17 protein-coding genes are annotated in these 20,052 nt (G+C 69.0%); 11 read left to right on the forward strand and 6 right to left on the reverse strand.

The window, feature by feature from the left end; all coding sequences use genetic code 11:
- Window positions 1–26 precede the first annotated feature (26 nt).
- Window positions 27–2,096, reverse strand: a complete 2,070-nt coding sequence (locus IEY95_RS17895) for a PhoX family protein (RefSeq protein WP_189187035.1) — start codon at window positions 2,094–2,096, stop codon at window positions 27–29.
- Window positions 2,097–2,328: 232 nt separating this feature from the next.
- Here IEY95_RS17895 and IEY95_RS17900 point away from each other — a divergent pair, with 232 nt between their 5' ends.
- The 6 genes from IEY95_RS17900 (at window position 2,329) to IEY95_RS17925 (ending at window position 12,758) form a co-directional block, all read left to right on the forward strand.
- Window positions 2,329–4,224 (forward strand): VWA domain-containing protein, encoded by a 1,896-nt coding sequence (locus tag IEY95_RS17900; RefSeq protein ID WP_189187036.1) that lies wholly within the window; start codon window positions 2,329–2,331, stop codon window positions 4,222–4,224.
- Between the two features lie 163 nt (window positions 4,225–4,387).
- Window positions 4,388–6,103: a methionine--tRNA ligase gene (metG, locus tag IEY95_RS17905; protein ID WP_189187037.1), complete on the forward strand. Its 1,716-nt coding sequence runs from the start codon at window positions 4,388–4,390 to the stop codon at window positions 6,101–6,103.
- Between the two features lie 209 nt (window positions 6,104–6,312).
- Window positions 6,313–6,678, forward strand: a complete 366-nt coding sequence (locus IEY95_RS17910) for a PH domain-containing protein (protein ID WP_189187038.1) — start codon at window positions 6,313–6,315, stop codon at window positions 6,676–6,678.
- 103 nt (window positions 6,679–6,781) lie between these two features.
- On the forward strand, window positions 6,782–9,970 hold the full coding sequence (locus tag IEY95_RS17915; protein ID WP_189187039.1) for an FG-GAP repeat domain-containing protein: 3,189 nt from the start codon (window positions 6,782–6,784) through the stop codon (window positions 9,968–9,970).
- 179 nt (window positions 9,971–10,149) lie between these two features.
- The gene (locus tag IEY95_RS17920) at window positions 10,150–10,632 is read left to right on the forward strand and encodes a hypothetical protein (protein ID WP_229703116.1); all 483 of its coding nucleotides are present in this window, start codon (window positions 10,150–10,152) and stop codon (window positions 10,630–10,632) included.
- A 683-nt stretch (window positions 10,633–11,315) separates the two neighbouring features.
- The gene (locus tag IEY95_RS17925) at window positions 11,316–12,758 is read left to right on the forward strand and encodes a hypothetical protein (RefSeq protein ID WP_189187040.1); all 1,443 of its coding nucleotides are present in this window, start codon (window positions 11,316–11,318) and stop codon (window positions 12,756–12,758) included.
- A gap of 98 nt (window positions 12,759–12,856) precedes the next feature.
- Here IEY95_RS17925 and IEY95_RS17930 read toward each other — a convergent pair whose 3' ends face one another.
- On the reverse strand, window positions 12,857–13,153 hold the full coding sequence (locus tag IEY95_RS17930; protein WP_189187041.1) for a hypothetical protein: 297 nt from the start codon (window positions 13,151–13,153) through the stop codon (window positions 12,857–12,859).
- A 123-nt stretch (window positions 13,154–13,276) separates the two neighbouring features.
- On the opposite strand from IEY95_RS17930, the gene IEY95_RS17935 reads away from it, so the two are divergent.
- Both IEY95_RS17935 and IEY95_RS17940 read left to right on the forward strand, forming a co-directional pair.
- Window positions 13,277–13,642, forward strand: a complete 366-nt coding sequence (locus tag IEY95_RS17935) for an effector-associated constant component EACC1 (RefSeq protein WP_189187042.1) — start codon at window positions 13,277–13,279, stop codon at window positions 13,640–13,642.
- Window positions 13,635–15,488, forward strand: coding sequence for a caspase, EACC1-associated type (locus IEY95_RS17940; protein WP_189187043.1), 1,854 nt, complete (start codon window positions 13,635–13,637; stop codon window positions 15,486–15,488). Before IEY95_RS17935 ends, IEY95_RS17940 begins: the two co-directional genes overlap by 8 nt.
- Window positions 15,489–15,491: 3 nt before the next feature.
- Here the strand turns inward: IEY95_RS17940 and IEY95_RS17945 are convergent, their stop codons facing one another.
- Genes IEY95_RS17945 through IEY95_RS17955 form a run of 3 tightly spaced genes read right to left on the reverse strand, consistent with a single transcriptional unit; the run spans window position 15,492 to window position 16,909 of the window.
- Window positions 15,492–15,878 (reverse strand): hypothetical protein, encoded by a 387-nt coding sequence (locus tag IEY95_RS17945; protein ID WP_189187044.1) that lies wholly within the window; start codon window positions 15,876–15,878, stop codon window positions 15,492–15,494.
- Complete coding sequence (locus IEY95_RS17950; protein WP_189187045.1) at window positions 15,875–16,054, reverse strand: DUF397 domain-containing protein; 180 nt, start codon at window positions 16,052–16,054, stop codon at window positions 15,875–15,877. The genes IEY95_RS17945 and IEY95_RS17950 overlap by 4 nt, the downstream gene beginning before the upstream one ends.
- Before the next feature lie 3 nt (window positions 16,055–16,057).
- Window positions 16,058–16,909: a helix-turn-helix domain-containing protein gene (locus IEY95_RS17955; protein WP_189187046.1), complete on the reverse strand. Its 852-nt coding sequence runs from the start codon at window positions 16,907–16,909 to the stop codon at window positions 16,058–16,060.
- Between the two features lie 246 nt (window positions 16,910–17,155).
- Here IEY95_RS17955 and IEY95_RS17960 point away from each other — a divergent pair, with 246 nt between their 5' ends.
- The 3 genes from IEY95_RS17960 (at window position 17,156) to IEY95_RS17970 (ending at window position 18,975) form a co-directional block, all read left to right on the forward strand.
- The gene (locus tag IEY95_RS17960) at window positions 17,156–17,587 is read left to right on the forward strand and encodes an ATP-binding protein (protein ID WP_189187047.1); all 432 of its coding nucleotides are present in this window, start codon (window positions 17,156–17,158) and stop codon (window positions 17,585–17,587) included.
- Window positions 17,588–17,665: 78 nt separating this feature from the next.
- Window positions 17,666–18,586, forward strand: a complete 921-nt coding sequence (locus tag IEY95_RS17965; RefSeq protein ID WP_189187048.1) for a hypothetical protein — start codon at window positions 17,666–17,668, stop codon at window positions 18,584–18,586.
- Between the two features lie 56 nt (window positions 18,587–18,642).
- On the forward strand, window positions 18,643–18,975 hold the full coding sequence (locus tag IEY95_RS17970; protein ID WP_189187359.1) for a PH domain-containing protein: 333 nt from the start codon (window positions 18,643–18,645) through the stop codon (window positions 18,973–18,975).
- Between the two features lie 79 nt (window positions 18,976–19,054).
- Here the strand turns inward: IEY95_RS17970 and IEY95_RS17975 are convergent, their stop codons facing one another.
- Window positions 19,055–19,996, reverse strand: a complete 942-nt coding sequence (locus IEY95_RS17975; protein ID WP_189187049.1) for an intradiol ring-cleavage dioxygenase — start codon at window positions 19,994–19,996, stop codon at window positions 19,055–19,057.
- Window positions 19,997–20,052 lie beyond the last annotated feature (56 nt).

The raw sequence follows: 20,052 nt of genomic DNA on the forward strand, positions 1-20,052 counted from the left end.
CTACCGCTGGCGCTACCGCGCTAGCACTAGACCCCTACATCGCAGCCGTCAGCGCGCCACACCGCGACCACGGCCGGGCGGACGATCTTCCCGGGGCCGTCGGGCCAGACGCTCGCCGGCTTCTCGACGGACGCGCCGTCGATCTCGCCCGGGTGCTGGACGGCGACGAGCACGCGCCGGTCCTGGACGAGCGGGCCGCAGGTCTCCGCGCCGGTCGGCACGGTCAGGAACTGCTTCAGCTCACCGCGCCGCTCACCCTTGGTCGCGACGCCGAACAGGCCGTCGTGCGAGCCGAGTTGGTTGCCGTCGGTGGAGATCCACAGGTTGCCGTACGAGTCGAAGGCCACGTTGTCCGGGCAGGAGATCGGACTGACCTTGTCCTTCGGGAAGCCCGCGAAGTAGGTGGCCGGGTCCGCCGGGTCGCCCGCGACGAGGAACAGCGACCAGGCGAAGGTGGTGCTCTCGGCACGGTTGCCGCGCTCGGTGAGCTCCAGGATGTGGCCGTGCTTGTTGGCGTTGCGGGGGTTGGCCTCGTCGGCGGCGGCGAACCCGGTCTTGCCACGGTTGCTGTTGTTGGTGAGGACTACGTACACCTTGCCGGTGTGCGGCGAGGGCTGGATGTCCTCGGGCCGGTCCATCTTGGTGGCGCCGACCTTGTCACCGGCGAGGCGCGTGAAGACGAAGACCTCCTCGGCCGTCATCCCGTCGACGTGCGAGACGGCGCCGTCGGCGGTCGCGGTGGCCAGCGGGATCCACTCCCCGCTCCCGTCGAACTCGCCGTCGGCCGGCAGCTTCCCGCTGCCGTCGATGTCGGTGGCCGGGGAGTCGCCGGTGAGCTTGGCGACGTAGAGCGTGCCCTCGTCGAGCAGGGAGAGATTGTGTTCGCGGACCGCCCTGCTCGACCCCTTCTTCATCCGCTTGCTGCCGACGAACTTGTAGAAGTAGTCGAAGCGCTCGTCGTCACCGGTGTAGACGACGGGCCGGCCGTCCTCCGTCAGACGCACGGTCGCCGCCTCGTGCTTGAAGCGGCCGAGAGCGGTGTGCTTGCGGGGCGTGGACGTCGGGTCGTACGGGTCGAACTCGACGACGTACCCGAAGCGGTGCACCTCATTCGGTTCCTGGGCGACGTCGAAACGCTTGTCGAAACGCTCCCACTTGCGCTCGGTGGCACCCGTGCCGATGCCGTACCGCTTGTCCGTGGCACGGCTGCTGTTGGCGAAGTACTGGTTGAAGTTCTCCTCGCCGTGGAGGGTGGTCCCCCAGGGGGTCGTACCGCCGGAGCAGTTGTTCAGCGTGCCGAGGACCTTGCGGCCGGTCGGGTCGGCGGAGGTCTTCAGCAGATCCGATCCGGCGGCCGGGCCGGTGAGCCGGAACTCGGTGGTGGCGGTGACGCGGCGGTTGAGGTGGTGGCGCGGGACGGCGGTGAGCTTGCCGGTGCGGTGGTCGTTCTGGACGACGACGGCGGACAGGCCGTGCGCTGCCCAAGCGACCTCGACCTGCTCGCGGGTGGGGTTCTCGGCGTCGTACCCGCGGAACATCAGGATCTCGTCGGTGTACTCGTGATTGGCGACGAGGACCTGTCGGCCGTGCTCGCCGGGCAGCGGGAGGAGAGCGAGAAAGTCGTTGTTGTAGCCGAACTGGCCCGCCTGGGCCGCGGCGGTCTGGTTCTCCGGGTCGAAGGCGGGGGCACCGCGGAGGATGGGCTCGCCCCACCGGATGACAACGTTCTGCCGATATCCGTCGGGGATGACGACGGCGTCGGTGGTGTTCGGAGCGACGGTCGTGAAGCGAAGCCCACGCGCCCCCTTTTCACCACTATCCGCCGACTCGGTCGCGGCTCGGGCCAGCGGGGCGCCCGTGCCGACGACCGCCGCGCCCGTCGCCGTGGCCACCGTCACGACGGCCGCGGCCCGCATCATCGAACGACGGCTGAGCGCACCGGCGATGACGTCACCGACGTACGTGTTGTCGCTGGTGTTGGGCACCTCGTGGAAGCAGGCGTCACCACAGCGGAACCGACAGGTCATGGCCGAGCGCCCGCCGGGATGCGTTCCCGATGTCCCCGGCGTTCCGATCAACGGCAGCAGTCTGCGCACTTTACTCTCCCCATGCGATCCCTTGGTGTCAGCGTGACGTTAGGGGCGCGCGCATGCAGGAACGCTGCACTCCGGTGAACGAAGAGTGAACCTGTGGGAGCCGAGGGGGTATTGACACGGCGGCATTACGGCCCCCCGCCCCTGCCCAAGATCACCGACGGCGGCCGCTAACCTTACGTGTCCGTCCTGGCCAGGGATTAACGGGCATCAACTCACGCGAAGGGTTGCGCACATGGGCATTCTCACTCTCCTGCGGAACGCGTTCGGCCGCTCACGCAAGGGTCGTGACGCCGACGCGGAGACCTCGCGAGAGGCTTCGGCTCCGACCGTTCCGGCCCCGGCCGCCGAGCCGGTTCCCTCCTCCGAGGAGGCCGCACGGGTTCCCGTACAGGAGTCCGCCGCCGAGCCGAAGATTCCGTCTCCCTCACCCGAGCCGGAGCTGACACCGGAGGCCAAGCCGTCCGTGGTGGACGAGCTGGTGTCGGCGGCATTCGACAACGTAACGGTCCCGAAGCCGACGCCGGCACCTGCGGCGGAGACGGTGGAGGAGCCCGCGGAGCCCACGGCGGCTGAGGTGACGCCGGAGCCTGCGGCTGAGGTGGAGCCGGAGCCCGCCGCCGAGCCGAAGCCCGTGGTCGAGGCCGAGCCGGAGCCTGCGGCCGAGGCTGAGCCCCTGGTCGAGGCCGAGCTGGAGCCTGCGGCCGAGGCTGAGCCGGAGCCTGCGGCCGAGCCGGAGCCTGCGGCCGAGGCTGAGGTCGAGCCCGAGATCGAGGCCGAGCCGGAGCCCGCCGCCGAGGCTGAGCCAGCCGCCGAGGCTGAGGTCGAGGCCGAGCCCGAGATCGAGGTCGCCCCCGAGCCCGTAGCCGAAGAGGTCCCGGCAGCAGAGCCGGAGCCCGCGGCCGAGGCAGCGGCGGCAGAGCCGGAGCCCGAGCCTGTCATCACCGAGGAGCCCGCTTCCCTCGCCGTACAGGCGGACGAGCCCGCATCGGCACAGGCGGACGAACCCCCGGCCGCACAGATGGACGAGCCGACCGCCGCGGAGGCAGACGAGTCGACCGTTGCGGAGGCAGACGAGCCGGCCGCCGCACAGGCGGACGAGGTGTCCGCACAGACGGACGAGGTGGCCGCACAGGCGGACGAGGTGGCCGCGGAGGCGGACGAACCCCTGGCCGCACAGGCGGACGAGTCGACGGCCGCCGACGGCGGTCAGGCCCCACAGGGACCACCCGCAGCCGACAGCGAGAGCAGCACGGGTGGTGCGGGCGGGAACGACACGGCCGAAGGCGAAGCCGAGGCCGAGCCCGAACCGACAGCCGAGGAGACCACAGAGCCGGCCCCGGAACCGGTAGCCGCCGAAGGCGAAGCCGAGCCGGAGGCGGAGGCCGAGCCGGAAGCCGAGGCGGAGGCCGAGCCGGAAGCCGAGGCGGAGGCCGAGCCGGAAGCCGAGGCGGAGGCCGAGCCGGAGCCCGCCACCCCCCTCACCCACGTCAAGACCCACGCCCCGGCCCTGGTCACCGCATACAACGAGGCGGGAACCGCGCTGAAGAAGCGGGACCTCACCGGCACCCGCGCCCACCTCTACCTCGTCCTCGACCGCTCCGCGAGTATGCGCCCGTACTACAAGGACGGCTCCGCCCAGGCCCTCGGCGAACAGGCCCTCGCCCTCGCCGCGCACCTCGACCCGGAGTCCACCGCCCACGTCGTCTTCTTCTCCACGGAGCTGGACGGCACCGGCGAGCTCACCCTCACCGAGTACGAGAACAAGATCGACGACCTGCACGCAGGGCTCGGCCGCATGGGCCGTACCAGCTACCACGCCGCCGTACAGGAAGTGCTCACCCACCACGAGAAGCACCACCCGGACGCGGAGCGGGCCCTCGTGATCTTCCAGACGGACGGCGCCCCCGACGCCAAGACCCCCGCCACCCAGTCCCTCACGGACGCGGCGAAGGACCACCCCACCGTCTTCTTCTCCTTCATCGCCTTCGGCGAGCACGACAACAAGGCCTTCGACTACCTCCGCAAGCTGAAGACCGACAACACGGCCTTCTTCCACGCAGGCCCGACCCCGCGCGAACTGACGGACGCGGAGATCTACGACGGCGTACTGGAGAACTGGCGCCCGTAGCCGCCCCACCCACGACGAACCGGGCCGCCCGCTTCCCACCTCTTAAAACGGGAAGCGGGCGGCCCACCCATGTCGGCTACGATTTCAAGGTTCGTAAGACGACCGACGACACGACCTGAACCGACGATCGTCACCCCACGTAGCGACTTGGGAGCAGCCCGCGATGGCTCGACACCTCATCACCAGCGCCCTTCCGTACATCAACGGGATCAAGCACCTGGGCAACATGGTGGGGTCCATGCTCCCGGCGGACGTGTACTCCCGGTACCTCCGCCAGCGCGGCCACGACGTTCTCTACATCTGCGCGACGGACGAGCACGGCACCCCGGCCGAGCTGGCGGCCAAGGAGCAGGGCCTGCCGGTCGACGAGTTCTGCGCGCAGGCGCACGACGCGCAGAAGGCCGTGTACGACGGCTTCGAGCTGGCCTTCGACTACTTCGGCCGCAGCTCCAGCCCGGAGAACCGCGAGATCACCCAGCACTTCGCGCGCCGCCTGAACGAGAACGGCTTCATCGAGGAGCGCTCGATCCGCCAGGTGTACTCGCCGGCGGACGGCCGCTTCCTCCCGGACCGTTATGTGGAGGGCACCTGCCCGCACTGCGGCTACGACAAGGCCCGCGGTGACCAGTGCGAGAACTGCACCCGAGTCCTGGACCCGACGGACCTGATCAACCCGCGCTCGGCGATCTCCGGCTCGACGGACCTGGAGGTCCGCGAGACCAAGCACCTCTTCCTCCTCCAGTCGAAGCTCCAGAGCGAGGTCTCGGAGTGGGTGGCGCGCCACGAGCACGAGTGGCCGCAGCTCGCCTCCTCCATCGCCCGCAAGTGGCTGACCGAGGGCCTGCACGACCGTGCGATCACCCGTGACCTGGACTGGGGCGTCCCGGTCCCGGCCGACACCTGGCCGGAGCTCGCCGCCGAGGGCAAGGTCTTCTACGTCTGGTTCGACGCCCCGATCGAGTACATCGGTGCGACGAAGGAGTGGGCGGACCAGGACCCGGAGAACCGCGACTGGAAGTCGTGGTGGTACGAGGCGGACGACACGGTCCGCTACACGGAGTTCATGGCGAAGGACAACGTGCCCTTCCACACCGTCATGTTCCCGGCCACGGAACTCGGCGTGCGCGAGCCCTGGAAGAAGGTCGACTACGTCAAGGCCTTCAACTGGCTGACGTACTACGGCGGCAAGTTCTCCACGTCGCAGAAGCGCGGTGTCTTCACCGACCACGCGCTGGAGATCCTCCCCGCCGACTACTGGCGCTACTTCCTGATCGCCAACGCCCCCGAGTCGGACGACTCGTCCTTCACCTGGGAGCACTTCACGGCCACGGTCAACAAGGACCTGGCCGACACCCTCGGCAACTTCGTCAACCGCGTCCTGTCCTTCTCCAAGAAGCGCTTCGGCGAGGAGGTCCCGGCGGGCGCGGAGGCGGGCGAGCCGGAGGCGAAGCTCGGCGAGGAGATCGCGACCCTCCTGGCCGAGTACGAGACCCAGATGGAGGCTCTCCAGTTCCGCAAGGCGGCGGCGGCCCTGCGCGCCCTGTGGTCGGCGGGCAACTCCTACCTGGAGGAGAAGGCCCCCTGGCTGGAGATCAAGACCAACCCCGAGGGCGCGGCCCTGACCCTGCGCACGGCGATGAACCTGATCCACCTCTACGCGGTGGTCTCGGAACCCTTCATCCCCGCGTCCTCCCGCGCGATGCGCTCGGCCTTCGCCCTCACGGACGACACGGCCATCTGGGTCACGACCGACGAGGCCAGGTCCCTGAACTCGGTCCCGGCCGGCACCCCCTTCACGGTCCCCCCGGTCCTCTTCGCCAAGATCACGGACGAGGACCTGGAGGCGTACAAGGAGCGCTTCGGCGGCGCACCGGAGTAGCGGCAGCCACGCGACCGAGGGCCCGGGAACGAACAGTTCCCGGGCCCTCGGCGTCAGAGCCTCGGAACGCGACAGCGGCACCAAGCGGAACCCCCTGCTCCTCTGTGCACGCCCTCTCCCGCACTGTATACATTGCGAAGATCATGTGAAGCCATTGGCTTACTGGGACTTGAGTGGACATGCGAGTCCACTGAGTGGGGGGTTCATCCATGGCACTGTTCGGAAACGCGAGCACCATCGACCCGGCCGCGGCACAGCAGGACTTCGGGCGCCTGCTGGGTCAGAACGAGCAGGTGCACGCCGCGTATCTGCTGATACGCGACAGCATCCTGTTCACCGACCGCCGCCTCATCCTCGTCGACAAGCAGGGCATCACCGGCAAGAAGGTGGAGTACCACTCCATCCCGTACCGCAGCATCACCCACTTCTCGGTGGAGACCGCCGGCACCTTCGACCTCGACGCCGAGCTCAAGATCTGGATCTCCGGCACCGCGGCCCCCGTCGAGAAGACCTTCACCAAGGGCGTCGACATCTACGAAGTCCAGGCGATCCTCACGCAGTACGTGGCGAAGTAGCGCCGCGCGCCCGCAAGCCCTCCCCGCAGGGCCCCCGACAGACCTTGTTAGCATCCGCTCACTTGTGCGAGGGCGGGGGCCCTCGCGGGGAGGGACATTTCACGTGGGCAGACACGCCCTGAGACGGGGCGGTCCGACCGCCCTCGTCTCCGCACTCACGGTCGCCGTAGTGGCCGGAACCATCACCCTGTTCTCCGGCACGCCGGACGGCGGCGGCGCCGCGCAGGCAGCCACCACGGCCGCCTCCACCACCGGGACGACGGAGATCGTCCTGGACGATCCGCGGCTCGACACCCCGCGCAGCGACCGGCTGCTCGCCGCCGGCGAGACAGGATTCCTGCACCGCCAGGCCAACGTCGCCGGACTCCTGTGGACGGACTACGACGACGGCAGCACCGTCACCATCGAGGGCCCGTCCGGGGTGTACAAGCCGACCACCACCACCTGCTACGACATCAGCATGCGCTGCGCCTCGGGCATGTACGGACAGGCCGTCGACACCGTGGCGCTGCCGCACGCCACCTACGGCGACCCGGTGTCGCTGTGGACGCCGGACGGCGGCGCGTTGCGGACCGTCGACCTGAGGCAGTCGGCCGACTACGTGGGCACGTACGGCAACACGCTCGTCACGGTCGAGTGGAACGGCGTCGTCGACGCCGAACAGCTGGACGGCTACTGGCTGCACCTCGTCGACCTCGTCGACGGCGAACAGCGCGACCGCGTGGTGACCGGCTACCCGACCGACGGGTCCTGGAACGTGAGCACCCCGCGCACCGGCGACGAGAACGGCTTCCTGCTGGCGTACGCCGTCCACGACGCGAACACCGGCGTCGACACGTACACCGTCAGCTACATCGACTTCGCCACCGCGCAGTTCACCCCGGTCTTCACCGGCCTGGAGAGCGAGCCGGAACTCGTCCTCACCGACGACCGCGTCGGCTGGTACACGGCCGCCGGCGGGCTGCACCTCAAGTCCCGCGCCGACCTCACCGCCGAGGAGACTGTCCCGGTGGCCGCCGGGGCCACCACAGGCGGCTACCCCACCCTCGTCGGCGACTGGCTGGTGCTCACCACGTCCAGCGGCGTCACCTCCGTCTCCCTCAGTGACAGCTCCACCCGCACGCTGCTGACGAAGGCGTACGGCACCCCGCTGGCCACCCCCGACGGCGACGCCCTCGTGACGGGCGGCACGAGCACGAGCGACTGGTGGATCCAGCGGGTCACCCCGGGCGCGGACGGCGCCCCGCAGCTGGAGAAGCTGTTCAAGGTCGCCCCGTACGAGAACACCAAGACCGGGCTCGCCCTCAGCCGGGGCAGCCTGCGTGTCGCGGAGGACAACCCGTCCAGCGCCTCCGACACCACCTCGTGGCGCACCATCGACAACGTCGGCGGCCAGTTGACCGCGACCCCCGCCACGGAGAACGGCTCGATCAGCGCCAAGTGTCCCTACACCGGCACCACCTGCTCGGCGATGTGGGGCAACCTCGGCAACGGGCCCAGGGACGTCTACCTCGACACGTACTACGACGGCGACGAGGGCGGCAGCGGCCTGTCGAACGCGGACCGGCTGGTCGCGATCGGCGCCAACCCCCTGGAGTTCCACACCGAGAAGGGCGCGATCGTCGATGTCTCCGACAACTACGCCGTCTACAACTCCGGCGGCTCGACCCCGATGCAGTACGTCGGCGAGTTCGGGCAGGGCCAGAGGCTGAAGCGCTCCATCCGCGCCGCGGCCCTCAACGGCCCCACCCTCTGGAGCGCCAACACCACCGCCGGTCAGCTCATCTCGTACAGCCTCATCACCGACAAGACCCTCGCCACGGTGACGGTCCCGGGCCTCGCCTGTGTGCCGAGCGAACTCCAAGCGGCGGGCCGCTGGATCTACTGGGCGTGCGGCACGGATTCGGCGGGCGTGTACGACTCCAAGGCCGGTACGTCCCGCTCGGTCACCCCCGGTGACGTGCTCCTCGGCGACGGCTTCACCGTCCGCCACGACCACGCCACCGACCAGCTGGTCCTGACCGAGGCGGCCACCGGTACCACCCGCGTCCTTGCCTCCGGGGTCCCCGACACCGGCATGGCCGCCGACCGGCGATACCGCTGGACCGTGGACGAGTACACGGGTCTGGTCGCCTGGGTCGGCGCGTACGAGCAGACGCACGTCGCCACCACCGGCATCGCCCCGTCCGCCGTGACGTCCTTCGAGACGCAGGTCCCCAGCTACGTCGACCCGAACACGCCCTTCGTGGGCTCCTGGCTGCTGTCCCGCCCGGTCACCTCCTGGTCCGTGACCTTCACCTCGGTCCAGAGCGGTGCGAACGGCAAGGCCACCTTCACGGTCACCGGCGGCGCGTCCGCGGCGCGGGTGAGTACCAACTGGTACGGCAAGACCGCGAGCGGGAGTTACTTCCCCACCGGCCACTTCACCTGGACCCTCAAGGCGACAGGCCGCGGCACCTCCACCGCCACCACGGTGGCCAGCGGCGACGGCTTCCTCTCTCGGGGCGTCGCCGTACGCCACGACTTCACCAGCCCCGACGGCCCGGACGGCCGCGGCGACCTGCTGACCCTGAACTCCTCCGGCGGCCTCACCTTCCACAGCGGCACCGGCACCGGCAAGTTCAACTCTAAGTACACCGGCACCGGCTGGGCCACCACCATCACGGCGATCCCCTTCGGCGACCTGAACGGCGACCGCTGCAACGACGTCCTGGTGCGGTACAGCAGCGGGGCGCTGCGCCTGTACAAGCCGGGCTGCGGCAAGGCGGTCACGCCGTCGACGTCGTACACGACCCTCGCCACCAGCGGCTGGACCCAGTACAACGCGCTCACCTCGCCCGGTGACGTGAGCGGCGACGGCCGCCCGGATCTCATCGCGCGCAACGCGTCGACCGGGACCGTCTACCTCTACAAAGGCACGAGCGACGGCAAGCTCGCCGCCCGCGTGAAGCTCTACGACAGCTGGAAGGGCTACAAGAAGATCGTCGGCGTCGGCGACATCACCGGCGACGGCAAGGCCGACCTGCTCGCCCAGGACACCGCGAACACCCTCTACCGCTACGACGGCAAGGGCGACGGTACCTTCGCGGCCCGCGCGAAGGTGTTCACCGACTGGGGTGGCTCCTACAACGCCGTCGTCGGCGTCGGCGACATCACCGACGACGGCAAGGCCGACCTGGTCTCCCGCGACACCAGCGGCAACCTGTACCGCAACAGCGGAGACGGCAGGGGGTCGTTCGGTTCGCGTACGGCGATCGCGACCGGGTGGGGCGGATACAGGTCCCTCTCCTGAGGCACCTCACCTGCCGCAGGGCGCCCGGGACTTCACGTCCCGGGCGCCCTCGTCGTCGTACGGACGACTGCTCCGCCGAAGCCGAAGCCGGCACGAACCATTTCCGGGCTGTCGCGGCAGCCGGTCCGGGGGTGGCCCCCGACGCTGACATGTCCTCACCCACCCGTATGGTTTCCGCCATGGCAGTCCCAGTCCCCGAGCTCATTCCGATCGCCTACGAGCCGAAGCACCGCACCGAGACCATCGGACGGTACGCGGACGGTCAGTTCCTGGCGTCGATCACGTATGCCTTCCCCGAAGGGTTCCGTCCCGACGACGGCTGGGAAGAGCACAAGCGCCTCTACGTGGTGCTCCATACCTTCGACTCCGCGGGCAGCTACCGCGATTCGGAGATCTGGTGCGCCGGCACCTGGGCCGAACAGCAGCGCGACCCGCACGGTGACGACTCGGTGCTCTCCCGCGCCCGGGTCCACCTGGCGAAGCTCCTGCGCAGCCTCCCGCGCCGCTCCTACACGGACATCGCGATCCACCCCTTCCAACTCACCGTCGACGGCGTGCTGTTCGGCCTGGTGACGGGAGAGGACGAGGGCGAGGCCTGGGCCGAGCTCTACCCGGACCGCCTCGGCTTCGGCGAGCCGTGGGACGGCACGTACGACACCTGACCGGGCCTGCGGCTCACCCGACGGGGCCTGATCGATCCTCGACCTGGGCCCCGTCCTCCACTCGGGCTCGACGGGCGCGGAATCGTTTGACACCGGCCCCTGCGAGCGCGAGCAGGACACCCGCCCCGAGCGAGCCGAGGAACTCCGGCAGGGCGTCCCGTACGAGTGAATGTCCGCTCGTCGCGCCCCGCGGAACCGCAGGCGCGGTCGCCGTGACCGTCGCCGTCGCCCTCGCCGGAGGAGGTGGCGTGGGAGCGGCTGCCGCCGGCCCGACGGGCAGGCATGCCACCAGAAGCGCACAAAGGACCAAACGGTACCGCAGTGGCGCCGCACAGCCACCGCTTCGGCCAGGAAGCACCCCACGCGCACACGTCTGCCTTAGCTTGAACATATCGCCCCTTTGAATGAAGTGGGTGGGAGAGACCGGGCCGTCGCGGACCGGCGGGCAGCAGGAAGCACGGCCCGGTCTCGGCAGGACCGGCCGTCGCTGAGCAGCCGGTTCTTCCAGTCGACACCCTCGGGGGCGGGCACTGACGCCTCTGACGGGGCAGAACTTCCATCGATGCGCTCTGACGCACGCCCCCTCACACCGTCTGACGAACGGCTGACATATGGGATGCTCGGGCCCCATCGATCTGACACAGATCTGACATCGCGTCCGACACAGCGGGGGTACCGCGACCATGACGGCAGGGTCGCCGGATGAGCAACAGCCACAGGGTGCGCTGCACCGGCTGGCGCGCGAGATCAGCGCGCTACGGCTGGCCGCCAAGGGCCCGTCGCTGCGTGCTGTCGAGCAGTTCATCGGCGCGAGCGACAAGAACGAACTCCCGGGCACCGCGAGCCGTACGACGATCTCCGAGATCGTCAGAGCCAAGCGTCTGACCACCTGGGAGACGCTGCACGCCGTAGTCGTCGCGCTCGTACGGATGAACAGCGCGCACCCGTCCACGCCCGAGGAGGAGCAGAACATCTGCTCCAGAATCGAGGCGCTGTGGCGGGCGGCCAAGCTGGAAGCGACGTCCGAGCCGACCGCGGGCACCGCGTCCGCCCAGCGGTTCGCCTCCGAGCTGCGCGGACGCGTCTTCACCCCGCTGGGCGGAGACTTCGACGACATCAGCGTCCGACTGCGGCAGTTGCCCCCTGACAGCGGATCTGACGGAGCACGTGGCAAGGAGCTGACCCCGGCCGATCTGGCAGCCATCGCCAACGGCACCCGGACACCCGACCGCCGGGAAGTCGACCTGCTCCTCGACCTGTTGGCGCGGGACGGCCGCCCCCTGTCCAGGGAGGACCGCCAGGCCTTCCTGCTCGGCTACGTCGACATGCTCCGGCTCTGCGCTCCCTCCCTGCACGAACGCTTCATGGTGGACGAACGCCTGGACGCCTATCGCGCGTACACGGCCTGGCTCACGCCGCAGGTCCAGGCCGTGGCGGCCAAACGCGACGAAGAGCGCCGTCGTCAGAAGGAGTCCCACCGAGCCCAACAGGCTCGTCTCACCGCCCGCCTCAAGCTCCTGGAGGGCGACGCGGCAGCAGCCCGCGACCGACTCGCCGCGCTCACGACGACACTCAACGAAACGAGGGCCCGGGAGTCGGCGGCCGTGCAGCTGTCCACCGCCGCTGCTCCCGCCAACGCCGCTCCGGCGGTGACCGATCAGGCCACCATCGGCCTGCCTCCGTGGACCAGCCTCGCGCCGCACGCGCTCATCGCGGACTTCACGGACCCAGGCACGCAGTACGACTCCTCCGCCTGGTTCGGCGGCTACTCGGCCGCGTACGACGGTCACCCGGTCTCGTACGACCATGCCGCCCCGTACGGCTACGACTCGTACGGCGACGACTCGTACAGCGGCTACCCCGACCCGTATGCATCGGGCGCCAACGCGCCCTCGTACTACGCCACCGATCACGGCACGGGCGTACAGACGCTCCCCGCCCCGGCATCCCGCACACGGGGCAGGCGCCTGCTGATCACTCCCTTTCCAGAGGTTCAGCTGCCTGTTCCAGAGGTTCAGCCGCCTGCCGTGCCACCGGATCCGGCCCCGGCACCCCCGCCACGCAAGTCCCTGCTCAGCCTCTTCAGGCGGCCCCGTGGAAAACACGCACGGGGCCGCCGCGACTGATCCCTCCCACGAGCCCTACGAGGTAAGCACCCCGGCACCGGTCGTGGCCGCCAGCTCGGTCGGGAGGTTGCCGGGGTGGGGTGCCAGGCCGGTTCTCGTCACTCGGTGAGGACGAGATAGCGCTTGGGCCGGAAGAATGAGGCGAGGTACGCACCGATTCCCGCCGTCAACTCGTGCCGCTCGCCGGGGCGGACGTCGACGGACAGAGGGAGACTGGCGTACCAGGCGATGGTCAGCTGGAGTTGGTGGGTGCCAGGGGTGACCGGGAACTCGACCGTGGCGCCGACTCTGATCCGTCCCGCGACGACACCGTCGATCCTCACCTTGAAGGCGCTGGCGATGAATTCGGGCTCCACGCCCCGGTGGATCACGATCGTGCCGGACGCCGACGACATGGCGGTGCCTCCTCGGTCTCGTGGGTTTGCTGATCGACAACTTCGCCGACGCGAGGCACACTGCCCTGGCAAACTGATCGTGAGTCATGGTGGCGTGAAATCCAGGGAGTTACCAGTCGGACTTTGCGCGCCATCATTGATCGCAGGACGGAAGCCGGGGGACTCGTCATGGTCACAGTTGCGATTTCAGTGTCGGACCGGGCCGAAACCAGGTCACTGCGCGAACATCTCCGCAGACACGGACATCTCGATGTCGAACAGCTCCCGGGTACTCCCGGTCCCGGAGAGCTGGGCGTCTGGGACTTTCTCCAAGTGACAGCGGCGAGCGGCGGCGTACTGGTGGTCGCCATCCGGACGCTGCCCGAATTCATCAAGTCCCGCCGCACCGACGTTTCGGTGACGGTCAAGACGGGCGACCGTGAATTCGTCATCACCGCCGCCAATGCCGATGACGCCCTGCGCCTCATCGACGAGGCGCTGCATGGCTGACGCGCTCGACGGCGACTTCTCCCGTTCCCGAGCGGTTCTCGTCGGCACGTGGGACTACGCCGAACTGCCACCCGTCCCGGCCGCCCGACACAGTCTGGACCGGCTGCACGGGCTGCTGACCGGTCCGTTGTGCGGATGGCCGGAGGAGCGACTGCTCGTGGTGCCCAACCGCGGTTCCCTCGGGGAGCTGCCCCACGAGCTGGTGAAGAGCTTCGTGGACGTGACCGATGTCGCGCTCTTCTACTACGTCGGCCACGGACAATACGACGCCGAGGACCAACTCTGCCTCGCGCTGGGCGAGTCGAATGTGGACGCCGCTCTGCGTACGACGAGCAGCCTGGCCTTCGACCAGGTACGCCGTGCGTTCAGAGCCAGCAGGGCCGCCATCAAGATAGCCATCCTGGACTGCTGCTTCGCCGGGCTGGCGGGGCCGCGTGAGGGCACTCTGTCGGGTACCGGAACATTGCCGCCCAAGCCCGGCTCATTCCTGATGATGGCGAGCGGTGAATTCTCGACCGCCTGGTTCGAGTCAGCTGATGAGGTCGAGCAGCCGCAGACCTATTTCACCAAATACCTCGTCGATGTCGTTGAGCGCGGCATACCCGGGCAGGGAGAGGGACTGCGGCTCGGCGCCATCTTCGACACCGTCGCGGGCGAGCTGGTCCGCGACCGCAAACCCGAACCGGGATGCCGTACCAGCGACCAGGCGAGCAACTTCTACTTCGCCCGCAACCTCGCCGCGGGCGAGCGCGGCCGCGACATCCGCGCTGAGGCAGTCGTCCCGTTCCGCGAGGCGCTGAAGGGCGCGACGGTCTCGCTCCGCGTGCCGCTGCGGTGCGCCCCGTGCGAGGGCGTCGGCAAGATCGACGACGAGGAGTGCGGCACGTGCCACGGCACGGGTGAGGCGGCAGGCCACCGCTCGCTGAGCACGCGCCTGCGCCCCGGTGCCGCGGACGGCGAGATCGTCCGGCTGGAGGGGGAGGGCTGGGCAGGTCCCGGTGGCGGGCGCCCCGGCGACCTGCTGGTGACCGTACACGTCGACACCGACCCCGACCTGACCCGCTCCGGTGACGACCTCCTGACCACGCTGGCGATCAGCCACGCCGAACGAGCATCGGGCAACACGGTCTCCCTTCGGCTGTCGGGCGACTGGGTGGGAGTGCGGGTGCCGATCGGCTGCGAATACGGGACGGTCGTACGGGTCCCGGGCCGCGGCGCGCCGACCGAGGACGGCGGCCGCGGCGACCTGCTGGTCACCCTGGAACCCACCGCTCCGGCCAGTCCCGCCGAGGACGCCCGCCTGCTGCCACCGAATCCGAGACCGGCGGCCCTACTCGCTCCCCCGACGGGCGACGGGCCGGTGACGAAGTACCGCTGGCCGGCGTCGCGGGTGGTGGCGCAGTGGCTGGGGCTGCTGCTGGTCCTCGGGCTGGTCGTCACGCCGGTCATCGTCGTGGGCCTCCTGAAGGAGTACGTCCCGAAGATGGGCTGGCTCCCGGGGAGCGCCGCCAGCTCGTTCGTGCTGGGAGCCTTCGCGGGGCTCTACCCCCTCGTCAAACGACTGCTCTCATGGCGCCGCCCCCCGCTGATCCTCTCGGACGAGGGCGTGACCTACGTCCGCTTCGGCTTCATCTCCTGGGCGAACATCGCGGGCGTGCGCCCGAGCACCCCGGGCCACCCCTGGGTCACCGTCGTCCCCCGCCGCACGACCCATCTGACCACCGGCCAGCCGAACCCGCTGGTGCTCCCGGCCATCATGCTGTCGGACCTGCGCGGCCGCCCGCAGAACGTGACGGAGTCGATGCGGGAGCACTGCTCCAGCCTGGTGGTGGCGCCGAGGGTGTGACGCTCACGTGCGGCGAGGCGCGAGCATGCCGATGCGGGCCACCACGGCCCCGGTCCTCGGGCAGACCCATACGGCTTCCCCCTTGATGGGGATCGCGTTCAGCGGGTGCGTGTTCGGATGTTCGGGACAGTGCGGCCAGACCGCCGGTTCCCCCGCCGCACAGAGGGCTTCCACCGCCCAGTCCTGCGCCTGGTCCGCGACCTCGGCGAGCCGCACACCGGGCCGGTCGTCCGGCTCCCCGTACACGCCCTGACCGGAGCCGTCGGGGGCCCAGAGTATGACGCCGGGATAGTCGTCCTCGGGCTCGCGTACGTCCGGTTGTACGGAGCACTGGGCGCGGAGGTCCCGAAGGACGGCTTCGAGAACGCGGGCGAACTCGTCGTCGCTCATGTACGGTCCGCGCGGATCTGCTGGAGCAGGGCGGCGAGGCCGTCTCGGGAGAGGGGGAGTATTCGGGCGGGCTGGTCGCTTTCACGGAGCAGCAACGTGCCGTTGCCGTGGGCGAGTTCTACGCACTCGTTGCCGTCCGCACCGCCGGAGAACGAGGATTTCTGCCACTCGGTCACGCCTTACAACTCCTTCGCCAGTCCATGGATGTAGTCCCGCGACTGGGCGGGATCCAGGGATGCCGACTCCACCTTACGGAAGAGTGTTCGCATGGACTGGAGTTGAGCAGCGGCATCCAGGAAGGCGGAGCCGTACGGTGTGTCTCTCTGAACCGTGTCCAGCACAGGTACGCGCCCACCTGCGTACACCAGCGATGAACTTGCCCCGGCGAAGCCGTCCACGTCGAACGGAATCACGCGCACGGTGACATGGGGACGCTCCGACTCCTTCAGGATTTCGTCGAGTTGAGCCCGGGCGACGCGCCGATCGGCGACACGCGTACGCAGCACGGACTCATGCAGCACCGCCGAATAAGGGGCTGCGTCCTCCCGGGCGAGTACTGCCCTGCGACGCATTCGGTGATCCACCCTCGGCTGCAGCTCGCTCGCCGGGAGTTCCGGGCGCCAGTACGCGAACACTGCACGTGCGTACTCCTCGGTCTGGAGCAGTCCGGGGACGTGCGCAGTACCGATCACCTGGATGAACGTCGCATGGTGTTCCAGCTCCGCCAGATCCAGGAACGCAGGGGGCAGAACGCCCCTGTACTCCTCCCACCACTCTCGGGTTCGATCCGTCGCAATCTCCACCAGGGCGTCGATCAGCTCCGTGTCTGTACAGGCGTAGTGGGCGGCCAGCCGACGGACACGCTCCTCGCTGGCACCCGCGTTGCCTGCTTCCATCTGGCTCATCTGGGCCGAGTTGGATCCCAGGAGCCCCGCCACCTCCCGGGCCGTCATGCCTGCCGCATCTCGCAGTTTGCGCAGCTCAGCACCCAGTCGGACCTGACGAGCGGTTGGCTGACTCCTCAGCGTCACCCGCTCCCCCTCTCGCCAACAGCATTGATTGCAGGCCTTGTTGCCCCAACCCGTTCGGGTTCGAGATTACGCCAACAGCTTGCCTCAGCATAAATTGTTGCCCTACCGTCAGTGACGCGACGCACACGCTGCGGAACCCGGGGCCACCGGAAGCGCACCGCCCCGCCATGCCATGGCGGGCGCGGCATGCCACCGCCCGAACTCCACAGCCACCCCCAACTCCCCCTCCCTGACCAGGAGTCCCGCATGCCCAAAAGCGGAGAACCCGCCGACGACCAACCCTGGGAGTACACCCTCTACGTCCCCAACGACCCCCGCGCCGTCACGATCTGCCGCCGCACCCTCCGCCTGATCCTCGCCGCCCACGGCCTGCCCCACTTCACGGAAGCCGCCGAACTGCTGGCGACGGAGCTGGTCACCAACGCCGTACAACACACGAAGGGCCCCGCCGCCATAAAACTCCGCGCGGAGAACGGCGCCCTGCGCATCGGCGTCTGGGACGCGGACCCCACACCGCCGCGCCCGCCCGACGGCACCACCCCGGACGCCGAAACGGGCCGCGGCCTGATCCTGATCCGCACCTGCGCCGACACCTGGGGCTGGGTCCCTCAAAGGGACACCAAGAACATCGTCGGCACCGGCAAGTACATCTGGTGCGAACTGGCCGCGACGGCGTGAACGTTCCTTCCACCCCCGAAAGAGTGATCCCATTCCATCGGCTGCCAGTCCGGCCCTTGATCCATCTAGGTTCCCCACATGGTCACATCAGCCCACGAGGCCTCGCACCGGATCTTCCAGGAGCGACCGGAGATCCTCACGCCCGTCTTCGGAATCCTGGGCATCCCGCTGCCGGAGAAGGCAACAGTGGACGTACTCACGCCCGACGCAACGGAGTTACGCCCTCTCGAACGACGAGTGGACAGCGTGCTGCGCATCGGTCCGTCCGACGGAGACGGTTTCCTGCTCGCCATTGAGGCGCAGGGCCGTCGAGACGCGGACAAGGAGTCGAGCTGGGCGTACTACGTGTCGTACCTCTGGGCGAAATACCGCCTACCGGTACTGCTACTCGTCGTCTGCCAGGACCGGGGCACGGCGAAATGGGCGACGGGCCCCTTCTCCTGCGGGGCTCGGGGCTGGACCGCGCAGACCACACACCCTCTGGTCGTCGGGCCGGACAACCTACCAGTGATCACGGAACGGAGGGCCGTGGCGGAGAACGTCGCGATGGCGGCCTTTTCCGCCGTCGTACACGGTCGCAGCACGGAGGGTACGGCCATACTGGATCCACTGGCCCGCGTCCTTCAGTCAATGGACGGAAAGTCTGCCGAGTACTACTACGAGTTCGTGGAAGTCGGTCTGGGGGCCACCCCCGCCGGAGACAAGTGGAGGGAAATCTTGAGTTTCGTCAGCTACTTCCCGGGCCGGGGCACCGTTCGCGAGACGGCCTACCTCGAAGGGAAGGCCGAAGGCAAGGCCGAAGATCGGGCCTCGCTGATTCTGCGCGTGCTGGACAAGCACGGGGTCTCCGTCCCCGAGGACACCCGCGACCGCATCACCTCCTGCACCGATCTCGACACTCTCGCCCTCTGGTTCGACCGCGCCCTGACGGCCACCGCTGCCGAGGACCTGTTCGTCGGGAACCCCGAGGCTGCGGAAGATACCCCGGATCAGGCCTGACTCGTACGTTCTTGCCTTCGACCACCGGCGCCCGTAGCGAGCCGCGCTGGTCGGCGGTGCGCCTGTGCCGGCAGGACTACGCGCGCCTGCTGGGCCAGGGCGAGCAGGTGCACGCCGCGTATCTGCTGATACGCGACAGCATCCTGTTCACCGACCGCCGCCTCATCCTCGTCGACAAGCAGGGCATCACCGGCAAGAAGGTGGAGTACCACTCCATCCCGTACCGCAGCATCACCCACTTCTCGGTGGAGACCGCCGGCACCTTCGACCTCGACGCCGAGCTCAAGATCTGGATCTCCGGCACCGCGGCCCCCGTCGAGAAGACCTTCACCAAGGGCGTCGACATCTACGAAGTCCCGGCGATCCTCACGCAGTACGTGGCGAAGTAGCGGGCCACCGCGCAGCAAAACCGCCAAGGGGCGCCCGGAACTTCAGCAGTCCCGGGCGCCCTGGTGTGCGTACCGACGGCTACGACGCCGAAGCCGACGCGCTCGGCTGTGTGTCCGTGCTGTCGTGGGTCTCGTCCGGGGCGACGCCCATCGTCAGGTGGGCGTGGACGCCCTCGGCGATGTTCTTCTTGTTGTACTTGAGGTACAGCAGGCCGCCCTCATGGCCGTTCTGCGGGTAGATCGTGTCCTCGGTGAGGGTCGTGCGGGTGGTGGTGTTCGTGGAGTACGGGGACACCTCCGCCGACGCCAGGACCGACTTCTCGTCGAAGAAGAACTGGCCGGTGTGGCAGGTGTGGCCGCCCTCGTAACCGGCGGAGGTCCACTCGCCGTCCACGTGGACCTTCACATGGATGTGCACACAGCGGCCCTGGTACCAGCCCGGGAAGATCGTCTTGAAGGTGACGTAGCCGTGCTTGTCGGTCTTCCAGGTGCCGCGCAGGTACCGCTCGTCGTCGGTGGGCTCGGAGTGGCCGCCGCCCGTGCCGCCGGAGGGGGCGCCGGACGGGGGTTCGCCGGTCGGAATGCCGGAGGGCGCGTCCGTGGGGGCGCCCGACGGAGCGCCGCCACCACTGCCGTTGCTCATCGCCTCGTAGCCGGAGTACACGCCCATCGCCGTGCAGTGCCAGATGTCGACGGCCGCGTTCTTGACGGGCTTGCAGGTCTCCGCGTCGATCACCTTGAGCTTGAGGGTCAGGGGTATGCCCTCCTGGTCCTCGGTGATGTCCTGGCGGATCTTGTCCGCGTCGATGTAGTACGGGCCCTCAGTGGTCTCCGTGGTGAGCTTGTAACACGTCTCGGCGCTCGACGACGATGACGAGGTGTCGCTGCTCGTCTCGCCCGCGAACGCGTTCACGGCGATGCCGCCGCCCACGCCCACGGCCGCGACGGCCGCTCCACCTGCGACGACGACCTTGCGTCGCGTCATGTTCCGTTTGTGCGCCGGTCCTTGGGTCTCAGTCATGCGCCGGACGCTAGGGACGCAACCTGTCAATGACGTGGGTAAGGACTGTGGTTTCG

The organism is Streptomyces albiflavescens (genome assembly GCF_014645835.1).
Classification (GTDB): Bacteria; Actinomycetota; Actinomycetes; order Streptomycetales; family Streptomycetaceae; genus Streptomyces; species Streptomyces albiflavescens.